Below are 16892 nucleotides of genomic sequence, written 5' to 3' on the forward strand. Positions count from 1 at the left end.
CGACAGTTTCACTGCCGCCCTCATTCCCACCGCGCGCACCAATGTGTGGACGGTGGAACTCACGGCCACACGATTCAGCTACCAGTTGCGCCGCGAGGGCAGTGATCGGCGGTTTCGTGTGGACTTCGATCTCACGCGCCCCGTCGCACTGCCGCCTGCGCCGTGGGGAGCCGATACAAAAGGCCGCTGATCCGCGGCGCGGGGCGCATTGTCAACTACTGATGAGCAGGGAATGCTTCATCGTAGCCATGGTGCCGATGAGCCAGCTGACAGGTGCGGCCTGACGGGTGACCAGTGCGTGGAGATGATTCGCCACGCACCTTCCTCCTGACGATACACTTCTGTGCAGTTCCACACGCTCACGCTGTCGTTCGGTGCCACGGCGAATTCGAGCGGGCCATCATCGAACACGTAGCGCTGCAATTGTTCCGTCAATGATTCGCTCACGATCAGCTATTTCGCCCGCGCCAGAGATTCATCCAGCATCTTGATCAGCGCCTCACGATCGTAACTGAACTGGTGCCCGTAGTTGAGCTGCACCATCTCGTCCATGGCTTTGCGGATGGTTGCCGTCGCCTGACCGGCCGCCGGCACCACCATGTAGCGCGGACGTGGCTGCGCCGACGTGAATGCGTGCAGCGCTGCCGACGCCACACTGTCCGGCTGCGGATACGAATCGTAGTTGCCCATCGCGCGCACGAAGTTCTGCATCGCTGCCTCGAATGGCGTGCCTTTGGCACGTTCCGCTGCTGCGACAGCCGCCGTCATCGTGTTGCGGCCGATGTCCGACCGGTAGTTGCCTGGCTCAATAAGACTCGATGTCACGCCCAAACCCGCCAGCTCGGCGCCCAGCGCATCGCCAAACGCCTCCACCGCGTGCTTGCTCATGGAATACACGCCAAGCATCGCGCCCGACAGAATGCCGGAGATGGAGGAGATGGTCACCACACGCCCCTTCGACTTGATCAGCAGCGGCGCCACGCCGCGCGTCACGCGCAACGGCCCCACCACATTTACATCGAGCACCCGGGTGAGCTCTTCGTCTTCCGTGGCGATGAGCGGACCACCCGTGGCCACGCCCGCATTGTTCACCAAGCCATGCAGCCCTCTTCCGTCAGCTTCGATCTGCTTCGCCACCGCGGCCACATCCGCCGTCGACGTCACGTCGAGCCGCACCCCGCGCATGTTCGGAATCTTCGACAAGGCGGCGATGTCATCCGCCTGGCGCGCGCCGGCATACACAAAGAAACCCTCCTTCGCGAGACGCTCGGCAATCACTCGGCCAATGCCGGAACTGGCGCCGGTCACCAGCACGGCACGTTGCGCCTGCGCGTGGAGATTCGACACGGCGACACACAGTAGTGCCGTCATCAATGAAAGTGGACGAAGCAGACGCATCGATGGAGGGATTGCAGGAGGAGGGACGCCGGTTACCAGCGCAACCGTCAGCGCCCTCGATTGTATCTGCCCGAATGAGCCTCCACCAGAGCGTCTCCAACACAACACAGCCCCGCCCAGCATGACAAATGTCTGGATATCCCCACATCTGCAAACCACGGATGGCTTCGCGCAAGTCGAAGCGGGTCGGAGCGTGTCCTTTCCTCAACCCCCGCCTTCAATGCGCCTGTACCAGCTGACCGTCGCTTTGACCCTGCTGCTTGCGACTCGTCCATCGCCCGCACAAGAGCCTGCCATCTCGATGGACGAACGCGTGCTCGGCCTGTCGCAGCTATGGCAGGAAGCGAATCGCTCTTTTGTCTTCAAGAATCGACTCAACTTTTCTCTCGATTCGGCCTATCGCATGGCTATTGGGCGGGTGATCGCGGCCCCCGATACTTACAGCTACTATCGCGAACTGCAGCGATTCGCCGCTTCATTGGGCGACGGACACACAGGCGTGAGCTTTCCGCCAGCGATGTCACAGACACGCACATACCCATGGTTGCTCACCGTGTGGGTGGACGGTCACCTCGTCATTCGCAATACCGGGCGCACGCTGGTGCGCGCCTTTCCGGTCGGCACCGAAATTCTCTCCATCGATGGCCGGTCTGTTGGGGAGTATCTCGAAGCCGAAGTGCTGCCATTCACACCGGCCAGCACGTCGCATTGGCGATGGGCATATGGCGCGCGAGACGCGCTGATCGGTCGTGCTTCGCAATCTGTACGACTGACCTTCCAACGGCCCGATGGCAGTCACGGTGACACCACGCTGGCTCGCGATCGGCGCAGCCGCAACGACGAATGGCTATTGCCGTCGACCGAACCCCGGCTCGTCATACACTGGCTCGGTGATTCGATTGCCCACGTGCGCCTCACCTCATTCGACAGTGACAGCATTCTGCAGGACTTTCAGAGCATCCTGCCGGCGCTGCGCTCAGCACGCGGGCTCGTGCTCGATGTGCGTGGCAACAATGGAGGCAACAGCGCCAACGGATGGGGGATCCTGGCACATCTCACCGCCGACTCCATTCCGCTGCAGGAATGGCGTACCCGCATTCATCACGCGGCGTTCAAGGGCTGGGGTCGTCCAGGCTACGCACAAGACAGTGCGTTCTCGCCATTCGAATCCCATGGTCGATACCCACCGTCTGCAGATCCACTCATTCTGCCGACCATCATCCTGCAGGATCACGAGACGTTCTCGGCGGCCGAAGACTTTCTCGTGGCGGCTAGTACCATTCCACACATTGTGACCATGGGTCAACTCAGCGGCGGCAGCACCGGCAACCCTATCTTCTGGCAACTGCCGGGTGGCGGGTTCGCACGCATGGTATCCAAGCATGACCGCTATCCCGATGGGCGAGAGTTTGTGGGCACGGGCGTGCAACCCAATCGCCCACTGCCTGCTCGCACACTGGCCGAGTGGCGGAGTGGTCGCGACTTCGCGGTGGATTCGGCTGTTGTGACCATACGTCGCATGCGCGCTGGCGCGCGCCAACTGTAGTTGCCAGGGAATTGTGCCGTCTGGTCGCTTTCGGACCTCGATCTCATTCAGCAATGGCACGAAACTGAATGCGACATCATCGCGTACGGAGCCGCACTCGCTATCCCGACCTACCTTTTCGGCAGGCTTCCATGCGGCAACTCGCGCGTACCAGCATCGCACTGTGTTCTCTGGCGCTCATCGCATCGGCGCGTTCGCTCTCAGCACAGGCGAAGCAGGCTACAGCACCGAGCCTATCAGCACCCATGCTCGCCTCGCTCGACAGCCTCATCACTCGTTCGATGGATGATGCCGGCATCATGGGATTCGGCGCGGCTGTGATCGTCGACAAGCGTGTGGTGTGGATGAAGGGTTACGGCTTCACCGACTGGCAGCGCACGCGCCCCTTCACCCCCAACACCACCGCCAAAGTGGCGTCCGTGGCCAAGCCGTTTGTCGGCGTGTCCATGATGCGCGCGGTGAAAGAGGGCAAACTCTCGCTCGACGCGGACATCAATCAGTACCTGCCATTTCGTGTGGTCAATCCACATCGCCCCAATGAGCGCATCACGCTGCGTCATCTCGCCACCCACACATCGGGCATCACCGACCGCTGGGAGATCTACCGCGCCACCTATCGGTTTGATGGCAACTCCAAGGAATCACTCCACGCGTTCCTGCAGGCCTACTTTACCCCCGGCGGCAAGTACTACGCGAAGGAGAACTTTCTCGAGGCCAAGCCGGGCGAGCTGCGTGACTACTCCAACATCGGCGCCGCGCTCGCCGGACTCATCGTCGAACGTGCGCACGGTCAGGCGCTCAACGTGTACACCAAGCGACACATCTTCACGCCGCTCGGGATGAACAACACCGGTTGGTTCCTGCGTGAGGTGAACGCGGCCAACCACTCCTCGCCCTTTGTCTCGCAGGGTGGGTTCAGCATCCCCATCGCCATCTACGAAGGCACCACCTATCCCGATGGCGGGCTGCGCACCTCCGTATCCGATCTGTCGCGCTTCTTCATCGCCATGCTCAACGATGGGGTCCTGGATGGCGTGCGCATCCTCGATTCGGCGAGCACCGCCGAGATGCGGCGTTTCCAGCTGACCGACGCGAATCGCCCCACCAACTTCCCGGCAGCCGATGGCAATACCGGCCTCTTCTGGCGCACCAAGTTCAATGGACTGCGCGTGGGGCATGGGGGCAATGATCCCGGCGTGGAGGTCGAGATGCTGTCAGATGTTGCCGGCAACGTGGGCGTCATCTACATCTCCAACACCTCACTGAGCGGCACCGATCGTCGCGCCACTGGCGCCATCTTCGATGCGCTCTGGAAGTACGGCGAACACCTGCGCGCGACCGGCACACCCGGATCACGCTGAGCTGGAGATCAGATGGCGGCCAAGCTGTATGGGTTCCGGAGTTGCGACATGGTACGCAACGCGATGAAGTGGCTCGACGCCAATGGCGTGGCCTACACCTTCTTCGACTACCGCAAGAACACAATCGACCCGGCGGTCGTCGACGACTGGTTCGCACGTGCCGGGTGGGAGCAGGTGTTCAATCGCAACTCCACCACCTTCAAGGAACTGCCGGAGCAGGACAAGGTGGGCATCGACGCCAAGCGGGCGAAGAAGATGATCCTGGCTGAGACCAATCTCATCAAGCGTCCCGTGCTGGATACCGGCGATCAGTTGCTGCTGGGTTTCAAGGCGGCCAACTGGGCCACTGCGCTGGGCAAGTAGCAGCGCGCGCCGTCAGCGTCGCAACAGCGTCTTGATGCCGAGTGCGACGAACCCCGCCGTGAGTCCCCAGAGCGCCGCGCCCAGTCCGAACAAGGCCAGCCCGGACGCCGTCGCAAGGAAGGTGATGATGGCCGGATCGCGCGCTTCGACGTCTCCCAGCATCTGTTCGATGGCGCCGATGATGGACGGAATGAGCGCCACGCCCGTCAACGCCGCGATCGTCGAATGCGGCAGGGCCACGAACACCCGCACCAGCACCGGCGAGAAGAGCGCGAGCACCAGGTAGAAAGTCCCGTACAGCACGCCCACCACCCATCGCTTGTTGTGATCGGGGTGGGCGTCTTTGTTGGTGCACAGTGCGGCGACAATGGCCGCGAGGTTCACGGCATGTGCGCCAAACGGCGCCACCAGCAGGCTCGCAAAGCCGGTCCCGAGCAGCAACGGACCCGCTTGCGGCTGATAGCCCGCCGATCGCAGCACCACGAGTCCCGGCAGGTTCTGCGACACCAGCGTCACGAGAAAGAGCGGTACCCCCACGCTCACGATCGCGCGCAGATCGAACACCGGCATCACGGGAAGGAGCGCGCCGAACGTGGCACCGGCCGGCACATCAGCGATATCGCCGCGCACCAGCGTGAGCAGCATTCCCGATGTGAGCACCAGCAGCAGCGCATACAGCGGCACCCGCTGGCGCGCAGCCACATACACCACCACCAGGAGCCCCACGAGCAGCGGATCCACCGCGCCCAGTCGGAACAGCTCGAGCGAAAACGGCAGCAACACGCCGGCCAGCATTGCCGACGCAATCCCACTCGGCATACGCTCGGCCAGCCTCCCCAGCACCGGAATGAGGCCCACGAGGATCATCATCGATGCCGCGGCGATGAACACGCCGATGGCGACCGGCCATGAGAGGCCGGCGGTGCTGGCACCCAGCAGTGCCGCACCCGGTGTCGACCAGGCGAGCACCACCGGCATGCGGGTACGCATTGAGGCGACGATGCCTGTGACACCCATGGCAAGACAGAGCGCGGTGACGGCCGATCCCGTCTGCTCCACCGACGCCCCGAGGGTGCGCATCGCTTGCACCACCAGAGCAACGGTGCCCCCGAATCCGATGAGGACCGCCACGAGTGCGGAAGTCCATGATGGAATCGGGGGCATCTTGCTGTTCATGTCGTATGGTAGCTGAGCGTCGCGGGATTTTCGCGGACGCTATGCGCCGTCTCAGGCGAGGGCGAGTCGCACATCCAGGCCGTTGCGCGTGGCGTGCGAGTACGGGCACACCACATGAGCCGCGTGCATCAGTTCCGTGGCCGTCGCAGCATCGACGCCGGGCAGGTTGATCGTCAGAGCGACATCGAGGCCGAAGCCCTGGCCGTCGTCACGCTTACCGATGCCCACCGCAGCTGTCACGGATGCGTCAGCCGACACGGCAATCTTACGCTGACCGGCGACGAACTTGAGGGCACCCAGAAAGCACGCCGAATAGCCGGCCGCGAAGAGCTGCTCCGGGTTGTTGCCGTCGCCTCCGGGACCGCCGAGCTCCTTCGGGGTGACGAGGGCGACGCTGAGCGCGCCATCGTGGGTGGCTGCCTGGCCGGTGCGGCCTCCGGTGGCGGTGGCTGCGGTCTGGTAGAGGACGTTCATGGTATGTGCTCCGGTTGAAATTGAACGGTAACAGTTATCGCGATAAGCAACCTGTACCACGAAGGATCACTTGTCAACTGTAATTGTTATCGCAGTATCTTTTTGCGTCATTTTGTGCTATGATCCTAGGTCGGAGACTCCATGACTGACGCCGCCCACACCCTGCTCCCGCTCGATCAGCAGCTCTGCTACGCCATCTATTCGGCGGGCATGGCGATCCAGCGCGCCTACAAGCCGCTGCTGGATGAACTGGGTATCACGTACCCACAGTACCTCGTACTCAACGTATTGTGGCGCGATGATGCACTGACAGTGGGCGCAATTGCAGAGAAATTGGCGCTTGAATCAAGCACCCTCACGCCCCTGCTCAAGCGCCTCGAATCAGCCGGTCTGGTGCAGCGCACCCGCAACCCGGAGAACGAACGCCAGGTGGTCGTGTCGCTCACCCAGGCGGGTCGGGACATGCAGCAGCGGTCCGCCTGCCTGGGCGAAACGCTGCTGGCGACGGCCGGTATGTCGCCGGCGGAGCTGGGTGCCCTCAACGGCAATGTGAAGCAACTCCGCGATTCGATCTATGCCGCAATCGGTGGGTGGAGCGTCGGGGATCCGGGTTGATCCCTATCTCAGGCGCACGCCCACGCTGACCGGCACGAAGCGCATTGGTAGCTGTCCGAACTGCTGATACCGCACTTCCCCAAACACGATGGCCCGGCGATAGGGCGCCTCGAGGCCGGCGCCCACGTTGAAGCCGTTCGTGCGCGTCGTTGCTGACACCGAATGATCAATCGGATCAAGCAGGATCGAGGGGAGAGAAGCCGATGATCGCACCCAGTAACTCCCGCCACCGGCAAGCGCATAGGGCTGCACGGTGGTTCGAAGCCCTGGCCAGCGGAGCACCAGACTTGCCGCGGCGGAGTACATCGCGTCTGAACGCTGCATCGGACCAACCGTTTTACCGTCGGCGTCGGTGACCCACGCGGTCCTGCCACCCAGCGACTGGTACCCCGCGTCGATGCGCACCGAAAGCCACGACAACGGCGTTCGGACCTGACTCAGCACGCCGAGCTGTCCGCCAGTACCGTAGAAATGATTGGCGTACTGCCCGGCTGTGCTGCTCACGCCAGCAACAACGCCCACGGAAACGAGCGATTGCTGTGTCTGCGCCTCGAGCCTGTCTACCAGGCCGCAGACAAGAGCAGTACCGAAGAGAATGGGCCGAAGATTCATTGCGATGCTCGAAGTCTGCGGTGGTGCCACATACTGCACCCAGAGCGCGTGCGACACCCTGGCTCACCTATCAACCACACCGACGCACTTCACCCGCGAAGCATACACCATGACCAAGCGCGATCTCAGGAAAGAATTGCATCCGCTGTACGCACCGTCAGCGAAGACGCCGTCCCTCGTGGATGTGCCCGCCATGCAATTCCTCATGATCGACGGCGTGGGCGATCCGAACACATCAGCAGCATATGCCGAGGCGGTCGAAGCACTGTTCACGCTGTCGTACGCGCTCAAGTTTGCGGTGAAGAAGAGCGCTGTTGGCATCGACTACGGGGTGATGCCACTCGAAGGACTGTGGTGGGCCGATGACATGGCCGCATTCACCGCCGGCGATCGATCCGCGTGGCAGTGGACCATGATGATCATGCAGCCCGAATGGGTGACGGGCGCTCTCGTGCGGGACATCACACACGAGGTCGCGCGCAAGAAGAAGTTGCCCGCGCTTTCACTGGTGCGTTTCGAATCGTTCACCGAAGGACCGGCCGCGCAGGTGATGCACATCGGCCCGTTCACGGAAGAAGGCCCCACCATCGCACGGCTGCACACGTTCATTGACATCGAAGGCCACCAGCTCGCCGGCAAGCATCACGAGATCTACCTCAGCGACATTCGCAAAGCCGCGCCAGACAAATGGAAGACCATCGTGCGGCAGCCGCTCGGGTAGCCCGTACCCTCCGCGGATCCGGCCCTTGGAGACGCACCGCAAACCACTCTTGACCGGCCGTCCCTATCCCGTATGTTGGAATTTCAGCAGTGCTGATTATTCAACACACCGGAGACGGACATGCCCCAGAATGAATCCACCGCCCTCGAGACCCTGCGTCTCGAGTTCGCCCGCTACCGTCGCCGCAGCCTCGTCGCACAATGTCTTGGCGCCGCGCTCCTGCTGGGCGCATGGACCGCCGGACAGCGCGGGACAGCGCCGTCCCAGGCACAGGTGCTCCGCGTGCGCGGCATCATCGTGGAAGACTCCCTCGGCCGGCCGCGCATCGTCATCGGCGCGCCCCTCACCCTGCCGGGACGCACCGCCGCCCAATCCGGCGACGGCATTGCGGTGCTCTCCCCCACCGGCGCACTGCAGACCGCACTCGGCGCGCCCACGCCCGCCCCGATGATCAATGGCACGGTGGTGAATCGTGTGGGTGGCAGCGCGGGATTCGTGATTGCCGATCCCGACGGCAATGAACGTGGCGGCATGGGCGCGTTCCCCGATGGCCGAGCAAATGTGTGCCTCGACTATGCAAAGGGCGTGAAGGAAGCCGCGTGCCTGGTCACCTTCGCCAACGATCAGATGGCCGGACTCGTGGTGAACGGTCTGCCGGGCGAGAAGGCGTTTGACCGGGTGACCGCACTGGTGGGCAAAGGCGGGTGGGCGCAGATGAAAATTTCCGCGCCCACCGGCCAGGAGAGTGCCATCCTGCGCAGCACCGGCACCGATCGCGCACAACTCATGGTCTACGATTCGGCAACGAAGTCATACAAGGACGTGCTGCCCAGGGAATAGCCGCACGCGCTATCGCAGCGGCATCTCCACGCCGACCCGGACAGCATACCAGGACGGTCGGACAACAATGGGTCTCGAGCTCGCAGACAGACGCGGAAAGCCAATCACCTCGGTGGCGTTCACCCGTGTCTGCATGCGCTCGGCGGTGACAAGCAACCGAAGATTCTGACCCCGGGTACCCGCTGCCACACCGACAACGGGCACCATTCGCATGGAGCTGCCCCACAACACGCCCATACCAGCGGTGGCCCGCAGCAATGGCCAGTTGGCGGGTGTCTCAATGCCCACCTGCACGGTGGAGGTGACAAACGGATCGCGTCGATCCTCGGCGTTGTACGTGGTGTCGAGGTCGAAACCGATCAGATCGCACCCGGTGGGGACCATGTGCTTGGCCACACGCAGATCGCCCTGCACAACCATCAATCGCCACGGACGCACGACCACTGCGGCACTGCCCTCCGGTCCTCCGCCAGAGTTCCCTCGCGCATTGCGACCGCATTGCGCGCCAAGTCCATCTGGAATTGAGGTAAGACCACCAGTGACGGCGAGCGCCACACGTCGATCCCGTGTTTGCTGCGCCCCAGCAACATTGGCGAACACCAGGAACACAGCCATCAGAGCGAACAAGACAGTCTTCATGCACATACCTCCTTGAGGGAACCTGCGGGAAATACCGCCCTCATCACGCCACCATTGCCGGGCGGATTCCTTCAACGATAATTCACGGTCATGACATCGCCCATCTCGGAGGCACCACCTCCTGCCGATTCACGACGAGCTCGACTGCATCAGATCATCTTCGAAGCCGACACGTTCGCCGGTCGCGCTTTTGATGTCGGACTGATTGCGCTCATCGTCGTGAGCATCGTGGCAGTGAGCGTGGAGACGCTGCGCGATCTCTCGCCGCGCACGCAGTCCGTGATGGTGGTGCTGGAATGGGCACTCACGGCCATCTTCACGCTAGAGTACATCCTGCGGCTCGTCGCGGTGCGCAAGCCGCTGCGCTATGCCACGAGTTTCTTCGGCGTGGTGGATCTGCTGGCGATTCTGCCGTCGTGGCTTGGCCTGTTCATTCCCGGTGCCCAGGCGTTGCTCGTGGTGCGGGTGCTGCGCCTGCTGCGCATCTTCCGCATTCTCAAGCTCGCGCGGTTTCTGTCGGAGGCCGAGCGACTGACCCATGCGCTGCGGGCGAGTATGCGCAAGATTGCCGTGTTCCTGCTCACCGTGGCCACCATCGTCGTGATCGTGGGCTCGATCATGTTCGTGGTGGAAGGTCCGGAGAACGGCTTCACCAGCCTGCCGGTGTCCATGTACTGGGCAGTGGTCACGCTCACCACCGTGGGCTATGGCGACATCGCGCCGCGCACGCCACTCGGACAAACCCTGGCATCACTGGTCATGATCCTCGGCTACGGCATCATTGCCGTGCCCACGGGCATCGTGACGAGTGAACTCACGGCCGGACGTTTCCAGCACGGGGTCTCAACGCAATCGTGCCCGTCCTGTTCGGCAGGCGGGCACGATCTCGATGCGAAGTATTGCCGCGTGTGCGGGACAATGCTCTGATGACGATCTGACAATGCTCCGGCGCGCGTGAGGTGCGCTAGAAAGACTTCCGCACATCGGATGCCCGGACTTCGTTGTTGGCATACCAGATCCTCGACACTTCATCACGCTCCTTGTCGAGCGCATCGCGGATAGTCATCTCCTGCATGATCATGTCGTACTTGGACAACTTGTTCTTCGAGGCATTGGCGGCATACACCTTCCAGAGCGTCTGCTTGACGACCTTTTCGTAGTAGGAAGGATTTCGGAGTGATGTGGCGTACGAAGGACTGCTCGTAGCCGTAAGCGCGTACTTGTGCCCCGTCGCCGATTCGACGGAGTTGGAGTACCGCAGCGCTTCGGTATAGCCGAAGAACTCACAGGAATTGTACTTCCGGCCGCGCATCACGTTGGCCAGGGCTTCGGCGACCGATTCTTCATCGTCGGCGCTGTCGTGATTGGTGGCACCGCTGTGGCAGCCAAACACCTTCACGCGCCCCGAGAACTCCTTTTGCAAACCACTGGCGATCAGTCGCACGGCCAGCTGCGTGCTGTCGAGAATCGTGGTCTCGGTGTCATTCACCATCTTCGGGACACCAGGCTCACAGTGTCCGTAGATGTAGATCTGCGACAGCAGCGGTATGCCGTTCTCCCAGAGCTTCTGGCCGTTGTATCGCTTGTAGCCTGCCCGCGATTGCAGCTCTCCCACCACCTGATCCAGTTTCCCCTGGCCCTCGGCCCCGGTGAATGGATAGAAGTGATACACGTTGGCTCGGTCGACATGCACGACGATGCCATCGTACACCACCGTGAGCAGCAGCAAGGCCGCATCGGAGATGCCCATATTGCGACCGCCGGTCATGTGACTGTTGCCGGAGCGATGCTGGCCAAGTGTTGGCTTGGCATTCCCGCGCATCGTCCGCCGACGTTCCCACTCGTCCACCCCCTTCCCCGCTGCGGTCCACAACTTTTCGATCTCGCGGGCCTCGGTTTGGTAGATGTCCTTGCCTTCGAGATCACGTACGGCCGACAGAAGAGCCAAACATTCCGGGATGGTGTTGCACAGCAGACGCCATTGCGTCGTTTCCAGCCACGAGGGGAGCGAAAATCTCATGTGCAACCTCTTCCAAGAGCGTCGTTGCGGCGTCGTCGCCGCGTACCTGCGCATTGAGCGGAGAGATAGCGCCCGATGCATGCAGACGCGAGGAAAACCGCGGCACGCATGGAGGTGTTACAAATGGCGAGGCGATCTCGGGTGTTTCATGTCTTGATTCATCGTCCCACTGGGAATTCGGCACCGAAGCGCAGGGCGGTCTATTGCAGCCGAGTGACAATGGTGTCCGAAACGAACTACCGCCCATCCCATCACCATCGACCAGACATTCTTCATGGGTTCATCCAAGAGGTTGGATCGGATCTACCAGGGGCCGACACGTCCGCGAACACAGCGATCAGCGCTTGAGCGGCAGCTCTACGCCGATACGCAGCGCACTCCATCGAGGACGGACGACCATCGGCGTACTCGAGGTGTCCACCAGTCCGTTGCTACGCACCTCCGCGGCGTTCACCCGCGTACGGAAACGATCCCACTCGATGAGCAGTCGCTTGCCCTGACCTCGTGTGCCGGTGGCGAAGCCCCACACCGTCAATGGCGGCTGCGTGCCGCCCAGTACATATCCGGCGCCGATGGTGGCGCGTACCAACGGCAGGCCGGGCGGCGTCTCCAGCCCGATGCGCGCGGTGGACAGAAACACCGGATCGATGAAGTCTTTGTGATCGTAGTCGATTCTGACCGCTGACACGAGGCCCACACAGCCGGCCTTGATAGTCGGAAGCGTCGCACTCACATCGGCTTGCATGGCAATCCAATTCCACGGTCTGAACAGGAGCGCACCGGCACCTGCGATGCCTGCGCCGCCCCCGGTATTGCCCACCCCACACTGAGAAACAAAGACATCGGGCAATGTGGTGACTGCTCCGGTCAATCCCAGTCCGACACGGCGCCTCGCCGTCTCCTGGGCACCAATCTCCGAAACCACGAGCATCAGACCGACCACAACCGCTGACAAGACAGTCTTCATAGGCTTTCTCTCTAAAAATGTGAGAATGACATTGCGAAGCAGATCTGCGGCCAGGATCAGGCGTCGTCCACCCCCTAAATGCCGCCATGTCACATTGGCGCGACGAGTTTCGTCACCATTCTGAACGGGCGCCCACCACCGGACACCCGCGAATCACTCCAATGCACGCACGAAGGAGCAGGTGAGATGAGAATCGCCATCGCCGGTGGTACCGGCACTGTGGGTCGCCACACCGCCGCCGCTGCCCGCAGCCGGGGTCATGATGTAGTCATCCTGTCCCGGTCCAACGGGGTGGACGTGCAGACCGGAGAAGGACTCGCCAATGCCCTCATCGGTGTCGACGCGCTCATCGATGTCACCAACACCACCACGCTGTTCGCGTCCACCGCGCGGAAGTTCTTCGGGACGGGTACGCGAAACCTGCTCGCCGCAGAAGCAACCGCCGGCGTGCAGCATCATGTCGCGTTGTCCATCGTGGGCATTGATGACATTGACGCGTCGTACTACGCCGGCAAGCTGGCGCAGGAGCGCGCCATCGCCGCGGGCCACGTTCCGTACACCATTGCGCGAGTCGCGCAGTTTCACGAGTTCGCCGGGCAGTTGCTCTCCGGCATGGGCGGGCCGATTGCCATCATGCCCACCACACTCATGCGCCCGGTGGCGGCGCGTGAAGTGGGCGCACATCTCGTTGCAGTGGCGGAGGACCAGCCCATGAAGCGGACAACGGACCTGGTCGGTCCACGCGATGAACGTCTGGCCGATCTCGCGCGCCGACAGCTTACGCACGAGGGAAGCAGCCGTCGGGTGTGGGAACTGCAGTTCCCCGGCAGCTACGGCCGCGGACTGGCGTCGGGCTCACTCCGTGGCGGCGCGGCGCGGATCGAAGGGAAGATCACGTTCGATGCGTGGCTGGCGAGTGAGGATCATCGCGGTCAACGGCCGTAACCTGTCACGCGCTATCGCGCTTGAACCCCCCTGCCGCGATCATGGTCAAGAAGCACCAGCACGCATAGTGACCAGGTGCCACGTGGCAACATAGGCCCCGTCAATGCCACCGTTTCGATGGAGCAATCGCCCTTCATCTCGCCGTCAAGCGACCAAGAGCCGCTCCACCAATCGCGCAATCCCAAACGTGCTCACCAACACGGCCAGATGCACCGCGGTTCGACCAACAAATGGCAGTGCGCGTACTGTGAACGAAAAACGCTCGGCGATCAGAATGGCCAACCCAATGATCAGAAACCATGGTGTGAACAGAAACGCCGCACCACGCCGCACCAACATCGTCACTACGTCGTGCAATACCCCGCACACCACGAACGTCACGACGAGAGCGGGGCCATGTGAAGTCCATGCGCGCAACGGCGTGTACACAAAACGCGACAGGCCATAGCCAAAGATCGGATTCCAATACCTCCAGAATCCCGCCAGTGTATTCGCTCCAAACGCCCGTCGCAGCATGGCCGTGAGCGAACCGGGAGCCCCCAATGGCCGGCCTGTGCGGCGACGCACATACTCGGCCAACGACAAACGGCGCTCGACTGGGTGGGCTAACGATGGCATCGCGCAATCTAGCACGCGATCAACGCTCCCAACGCGTCTCCCACTTCCGCCGCGCATTCCATCGCCTCATCATCGATGAGCACCCAACACGGAGAGGCGTCGTATGGAGATCAAGCGCGCAGGTTCACAGCCATCGGGCAAGGGCCCTGAGGACTGGTTCACGGGCATCGTGCGTATCGACCCGCTGTTTCAAACCAACACACCCGCTCGCACGGGCGGCGCCTCCGTGACCTTCGAACCGGGTGCCCGAACAGCGTGGCACACCCATCCCCTCGGTCAGACGCTGATCGTGGTGGCTGGACGAGGTCTCGTGCAGCGCGAGGGTGGCCCGATCGAAGCGATCACCCCGGGCGACGTGGTGCTTTTTGCTCCAGGCGAAAAGCACTGGCACGGAGCGTCACCCACGACATCCATGACACACATCGCCATTCACGAATCACTTGATGGCCGGACTGTCGACTGGATGGAGCATGTCACGGACGAGCAGTACGCAGGTGATACGTCGTCCACGTAAGCGAACTTCCGTTTTGTCTCTCGCTTACGGTCGATCGATTTTGCGAATCAACCAGAAGGTCTTTCGTGCCGGTTCGGTGCGCGTGAGTCGCTGTGCACTCGCCGCCGTAGCCACGGTAGTCACTTCTGTCGCACGCTGGCCGCGATGAAAGGCCTCCACTTCAGCGATCACACAGGCATCGTCCACCATGCGCACGCGGGACCCGCGAGCATACCATAGCACGGACTGCCGGCTCTGCCCCGCGGCAGCGAGTGCGTGGTATGCGTCCTGCTGCGAACCGGACATGAGCACATCCTTGCCCCCGCCGCGCACCAGCACGAACCGGAGCGGCTCACTGAATTCCGTCGCCGCCCCCGCAGCCCACAACACCGGCATGCACAGCACCAGCGCCGCTCCCGTGAGCAGCCCGGCCATGGTGGACCGGGATGCCGAAGGGCGCTGCCATTCCGCCGAGCGTGTGAGAATCCGATCGAGACGCTGATGCATGCAGCGCGCCGCCGATAGCCCCACCGTCGCCGGCGAGGTTCGCTGCACGTACTGCAGCAGCAACTCGGCGTAGTCCGTGCCACGATGGCCGCTGCTCAGCGCATCATCGTCACTGAGACACTCGGCCAGGTAGGCCAACCGACGATCCGCCCACCAGGCAAGCGGATTCCACCAGAACACGGCAAGGTGGAGCTTCGAAAGCAGGGTCCACCAGAAGTCCCCACGTGACACATGGCCGCGCTCGTGCTGCAGCAGTGCGCGAATGGCCCGGGTGTGCAGCTCGCTCCAGTTGTGGGGCAACACGATCACATTGCCGATGGTCGCCGGCGCCGCGAGAGTGTCACTGCGGCGAATCGACGGCCACCAGTTGTATCCTCCCGCAACTTCGGGCGGCAAGGCGGTGATTGGTACCGCGCGCTGCGCAACGCGCCAGCTGCGCACACACTGCACCACGAGCCGGACAACGAGACCCGCGGCCACCACCGCCCAGATCGCGCGGGCCCATTCCAGTCCGGCCCACGTACGGTCCTCCTCCAGCATCGCCTGCATGGCTGGTGGTGTCTGCACGGCGAGTCGAGTGACGAGTGACGGCCCCGTTGGCAGCGTCCATCCGAATGCCAGCAGGGCACCGGCGAGCAACGATAACGCAAGCGCCAGACGCAAAGGCAATCGCTCGAGATCCGGGCGCCGACTCAAGGTCAGCGTGACCATGGCCGCCACGACCCAGATGGCCAGCTCCTGCAGCCCCATCACCATCAGCGGCAGATCAGGACTCGTCTCGCTCATCCCGGTGCTCCTTCCGGCCTTCCTTCTCGCGCGCTGCTTCAATCCGACGCATGGCCGTCTGTAGGTCACGGGAGCTGAGTGCCTTGGCTTCCACCAGCCCCACCAGCAGCGCACTCACCGAACTACCAAAGAACGACTCGGCGAATTGTTTGAGCACTCCGCCAGCCACGGCTTCTCGCGGATGCACACTGCGGAACAGGAAGGTGCGCCCTTCGACGGAGTGGGTCACATAGCCCTTCTCCTCGAGACGACGCAGCACCGTGCGCACCGTGGCGTCCTTGAGGGGACGCGTGAGTTGTTGCCGCACATCGTCGGCAGTGACTTCACCCGCATCCCACACGATGCGCATGACATCACGCTCGAGGGTGCTGAGTGGAGGGAGGTCGGGGACTTGAATGTTACGAACCATAACGTTAACAAGTTTAACACTCACCGATTCTCACCGCAACTCCCACTTCCCGCCCTGCTCCGCCATATGCGCACCTTCCTGCTGGCCATCCTGCTCATGCTGGGACTGCCCGTGCAAACCCGAGCCCAAACGGCTGCCCCCATCGACGACCGCAGCGCGGTGCTGCGCACGATTCAGTACTACTTCGACGGCTGGGCCACCGGCGACACACTGCTGCTCGGCCGCGCCATGCACCCCACCTGTCATCTCAAGCGATCGGTGGACGGCAAGTTCGTGGATATGACCCGCGAGCAATACCTCGCACTCCAGCGTCCGCACCCGCGCGATTCCACGCTGTTCACGCGGGTGGCCTCGGTCGACATCACCGGTCCCATCGCCACTGCACGCGCGGAGATCAGTGTG

At 62.7% G+C, this 16892-nt stretch carries 20 protein-coding genes and 1 pseudogene; 11 read left to right on the plus strand and 10 right to left on the minus strand.

The window, feature by feature from the left end; translation table 11 throughout:
* Positions 1-190 (plus strand): annotated as a pseudogene (locus VGE27_RS12525) (hypothetical protein); the annotation flags it as partial.
* Positions 191-453: 263 nt separating this feature from the next.
* On the opposite strand, the gene VGE27_RS12530 reads toward VGE27_RS12525, so the two are convergent.
* Positions 454-1398 (minus strand): SDR family oxidoreductase, encoded by a 945-nt coding sequence (locus VGE27_RS12530; protein ID WP_331050000.1) that lies wholly within the window; start codon positions 1396-1398, stop codon positions 454-456.
* A gap of 220 nt (positions 1399-1618) precedes the next feature.
* Between VGE27_RS12530 and VGE27_RS12535 the strand changes: the two genes are divergently transcribed.
* From VGE27_RS12535 to VGE27_RS12545, 3 genes are all read left to right on the plus strand, one after another.
* Positions 1619-2944 carry a S41 family peptidase gene (locus tag VGE27_RS12535; RefSeq protein WP_331050001.1) on the plus strand — a complete coding sequence of 442 codons (1326 nt, stop codon included), beginning with the start codon at positions 1619-1621 and terminating at the stop codon, positions 2942-2944.
* A 131-nt stretch (positions 2945-3075) separates the two neighbouring features.
* Positions 3076-4305: a serine hydrolase gene (locus VGE27_RS12540; protein WP_331050002.1), complete on the plus strand. Its 1230-nt coding sequence runs from the start codon at positions 3076-3078 to the stop codon at positions 4303-4305.
* 12 nt (positions 4306-4317) lie between these two features.
* On the plus strand, positions 4318-4668 hold the full coding sequence (locus tag VGE27_RS12545) for a Spx/MgsR family RNA polymerase-binding regulatory protein (protein WP_331050003.1): 351 nt from the start codon (positions 4318-4320) through the stop codon (positions 4666-4668).
* 12 nt (positions 4669-4680) lie between these two features.
* Here the strand turns inward: VGE27_RS12545 and VGE27_RS12550 are convergent, their stop codons facing one another.
* Together VGE27_RS12550 and VGE27_RS12555 are read right to left on the minus strand one after the other, a co-directional pair.
* The gene (locus VGE27_RS12550) at positions 4681-5844 is read right to left on the minus strand and encodes a benzoate/H(+) symporter BenE family transporter (protein ID WP_331050004.1); all 1164 of its coding nucleotides are present in this window, start codon (positions 5842-5844) and stop codon (positions 4681-4683) included.
* Positions 5845-5895: 51 nt separating this feature from the next.
* On the minus strand, positions 5896-6318 hold the full coding sequence (locus VGE27_RS12555; protein WP_331050005.1) for an organic hydroperoxide resistance protein: 423 nt from the start codon (positions 6316-6318) through the stop codon (positions 5896-5898).
* 141 nt (positions 6319-6459) lie between these two features.
* Between VGE27_RS12555 and VGE27_RS12560 the strand changes: the two genes are divergently transcribed.
* Complete coding sequence (locus VGE27_RS12560; protein ID WP_331050006.1) at positions 6460-6933, plus strand: MarR family transcriptional regulator; 474 nt, start codon at positions 6460-6462, stop codon at positions 6931-6933.
* 3 nt (positions 6934-6936) lie between these two features.
* On the opposite strand, the gene VGE27_RS12565 is transcribed toward VGE27_RS12560, so the two are convergent.
* Positions 6937-7437 (minus strand): hypothetical protein, encoded by a 501-nt coding sequence (locus VGE27_RS12565; RefSeq protein ID WP_331050007.1) that lies wholly within the window; start codon positions 7435-7437, stop codon positions 6937-6939.
* A 217-nt stretch (positions 7438-7654) separates the two neighbouring features.
* Here VGE27_RS12565 and VGE27_RS12570 point away from each other — a divergent pair, with 217 nt between their 5' ends.
* Both VGE27_RS12570 and VGE27_RS12575 read left to right on the plus strand, forming a co-directional pair.
* On the plus strand, positions 7655-8266 hold the full coding sequence (locus VGE27_RS12570; RefSeq protein ID WP_331050008.1) for a GyrI-like domain-containing protein: 612 nt from the start codon (positions 7655-7657) through the stop codon (positions 8264-8266).
* 120 nt (positions 8267-8386) lie between these two features.
* Positions 8387-9106: a hypothetical protein gene (locus tag VGE27_RS12575; RefSeq protein WP_331050009.1), complete on the plus strand. Its 720-nt coding sequence runs from the start codon at positions 8387-8389 to the stop codon at positions 9104-9106.
* 9 nt (positions 9107-9115) lie between these two features.
* On the opposite strand, the gene VGE27_RS12580 is transcribed toward VGE27_RS12575, so the two are convergent.
* Positions 9116-9745 (minus strand): hypothetical protein, encoded by a 630-nt coding sequence (locus tag VGE27_RS12580; protein ID WP_331050010.1) that lies wholly within the window; start codon positions 9743-9745, stop codon positions 9116-9118.
* 90 nt (positions 9746-9835) lie between these two features.
* Between VGE27_RS12580 and VGE27_RS12585 the strand changes: the two genes are divergently transcribed.
* Positions 9836-10672 carry an ion transporter gene (locus tag VGE27_RS12585; RefSeq protein WP_331050011.1) on the plus strand — a complete coding sequence of 279 codons (837 nt, stop codon included), beginning with the start codon at positions 9836-9838 and terminating at the stop codon, positions 10670-10672.
* A 37-nt stretch (positions 10673-10709) separates the two neighbouring features.
* On the opposite strand, the gene VGE27_RS12590 is transcribed toward VGE27_RS12585, so the two are convergent.
* Both VGE27_RS12590 and VGE27_RS12595 read right to left on the minus strand, forming a co-directional pair.
* On the minus strand, positions 10710-11765 hold the full coding sequence (locus tag VGE27_RS12590; protein ID WP_331050012.1) for a hypothetical protein: 1056 nt from the start codon (positions 11763-11765) through the stop codon (positions 10710-10712).
* A 337-nt stretch (positions 11766-12102) separates the two neighbouring features.
* Positions 12103-12732 (minus strand): hypothetical protein, encoded by a 630-nt coding sequence (locus VGE27_RS12595; protein ID WP_331050013.1) that lies wholly within the window; start codon positions 12730-12732, stop codon positions 12103-12105.
* Positions 12733-12918: 186 nt separating this feature from the next.
* Between VGE27_RS12595 and VGE27_RS12600 the strand changes: the two genes are divergently transcribed.
* A complete protein-coding gene (locus tag VGE27_RS12600) occupies positions 12919-13677 on the plus strand; it encodes an NAD(P)H-binding protein (protein WP_331050014.1) in 759 nt (252 codons plus the stop codon).
* 144 nt (positions 13678-13821) lie between these two features.
* Here VGE27_RS12600 and VGE27_RS12605 read toward each other — a convergent pair whose 3' ends face one another.
* Positions 13822-14295, minus strand: a complete 474-nt coding sequence (locus VGE27_RS12605; protein ID WP_331050015.1) for a hypothetical protein — start codon at positions 14293-14295, stop codon at positions 13822-13824.
* A 103-nt stretch (positions 14296-14398) separates the two neighbouring features.
* Here VGE27_RS12605 and VGE27_RS12610 point away from each other — a divergent pair, with 103 nt between their 5' ends.
* Complete coding sequence (locus tag VGE27_RS12610; protein WP_331050016.1) at positions 14399-14809, plus strand: (R)-mandelonitrile lyase; 411 nt, start codon at positions 14399-14401, stop codon at positions 14807-14809.
* Between the two features lie 24 nt (positions 14810-14833).
* Here the strand turns inward: VGE27_RS12610 and VGE27_RS12615 are convergent, their stop codons facing one another.
* Entirely contained in the window at positions 14834-16081 is a 1248-nt protein-coding gene (locus VGE27_RS12615) for a M56 family metallopeptidase (RefSeq protein ID WP_331050017.1), read from the minus strand.
* Positions 16062-16490 (minus strand): BlaI/MecI/CopY family transcriptional regulator, encoded by a 429-nt coding sequence (locus VGE27_RS12620; protein WP_331050018.1) that lies wholly within the window; start codon positions 16488-16490, stop codon positions 16062-16064. Before VGE27_RS12620 ends, VGE27_RS12615 begins: the two co-directional genes overlap by 20 nt.
* 66 nt (positions 16491-16556) lie before the next feature.
* On the opposite strand from VGE27_RS12620, the gene VGE27_RS12625 reads away from it, so the two are divergent.
* Positions 16557-16892, plus strand: a 336-nt coding sequence (locus tag VGE27_RS12625; RefSeq protein ID WP_331050019.1) for a nuclear transport factor 2 family protein, incomplete at its 3' end; no start/stop codon positions are given.

Origin of the sequence: Gemmatimonas sp. (assembly GCF_036405635.1) — a bacterium.
Classification (GTDB): domain Bacteria; phylum Gemmatimonadota; class Gemmatimonadetes; order Gemmatimonadales; family Gemmatimonadaceae; genus Gemmatimonas.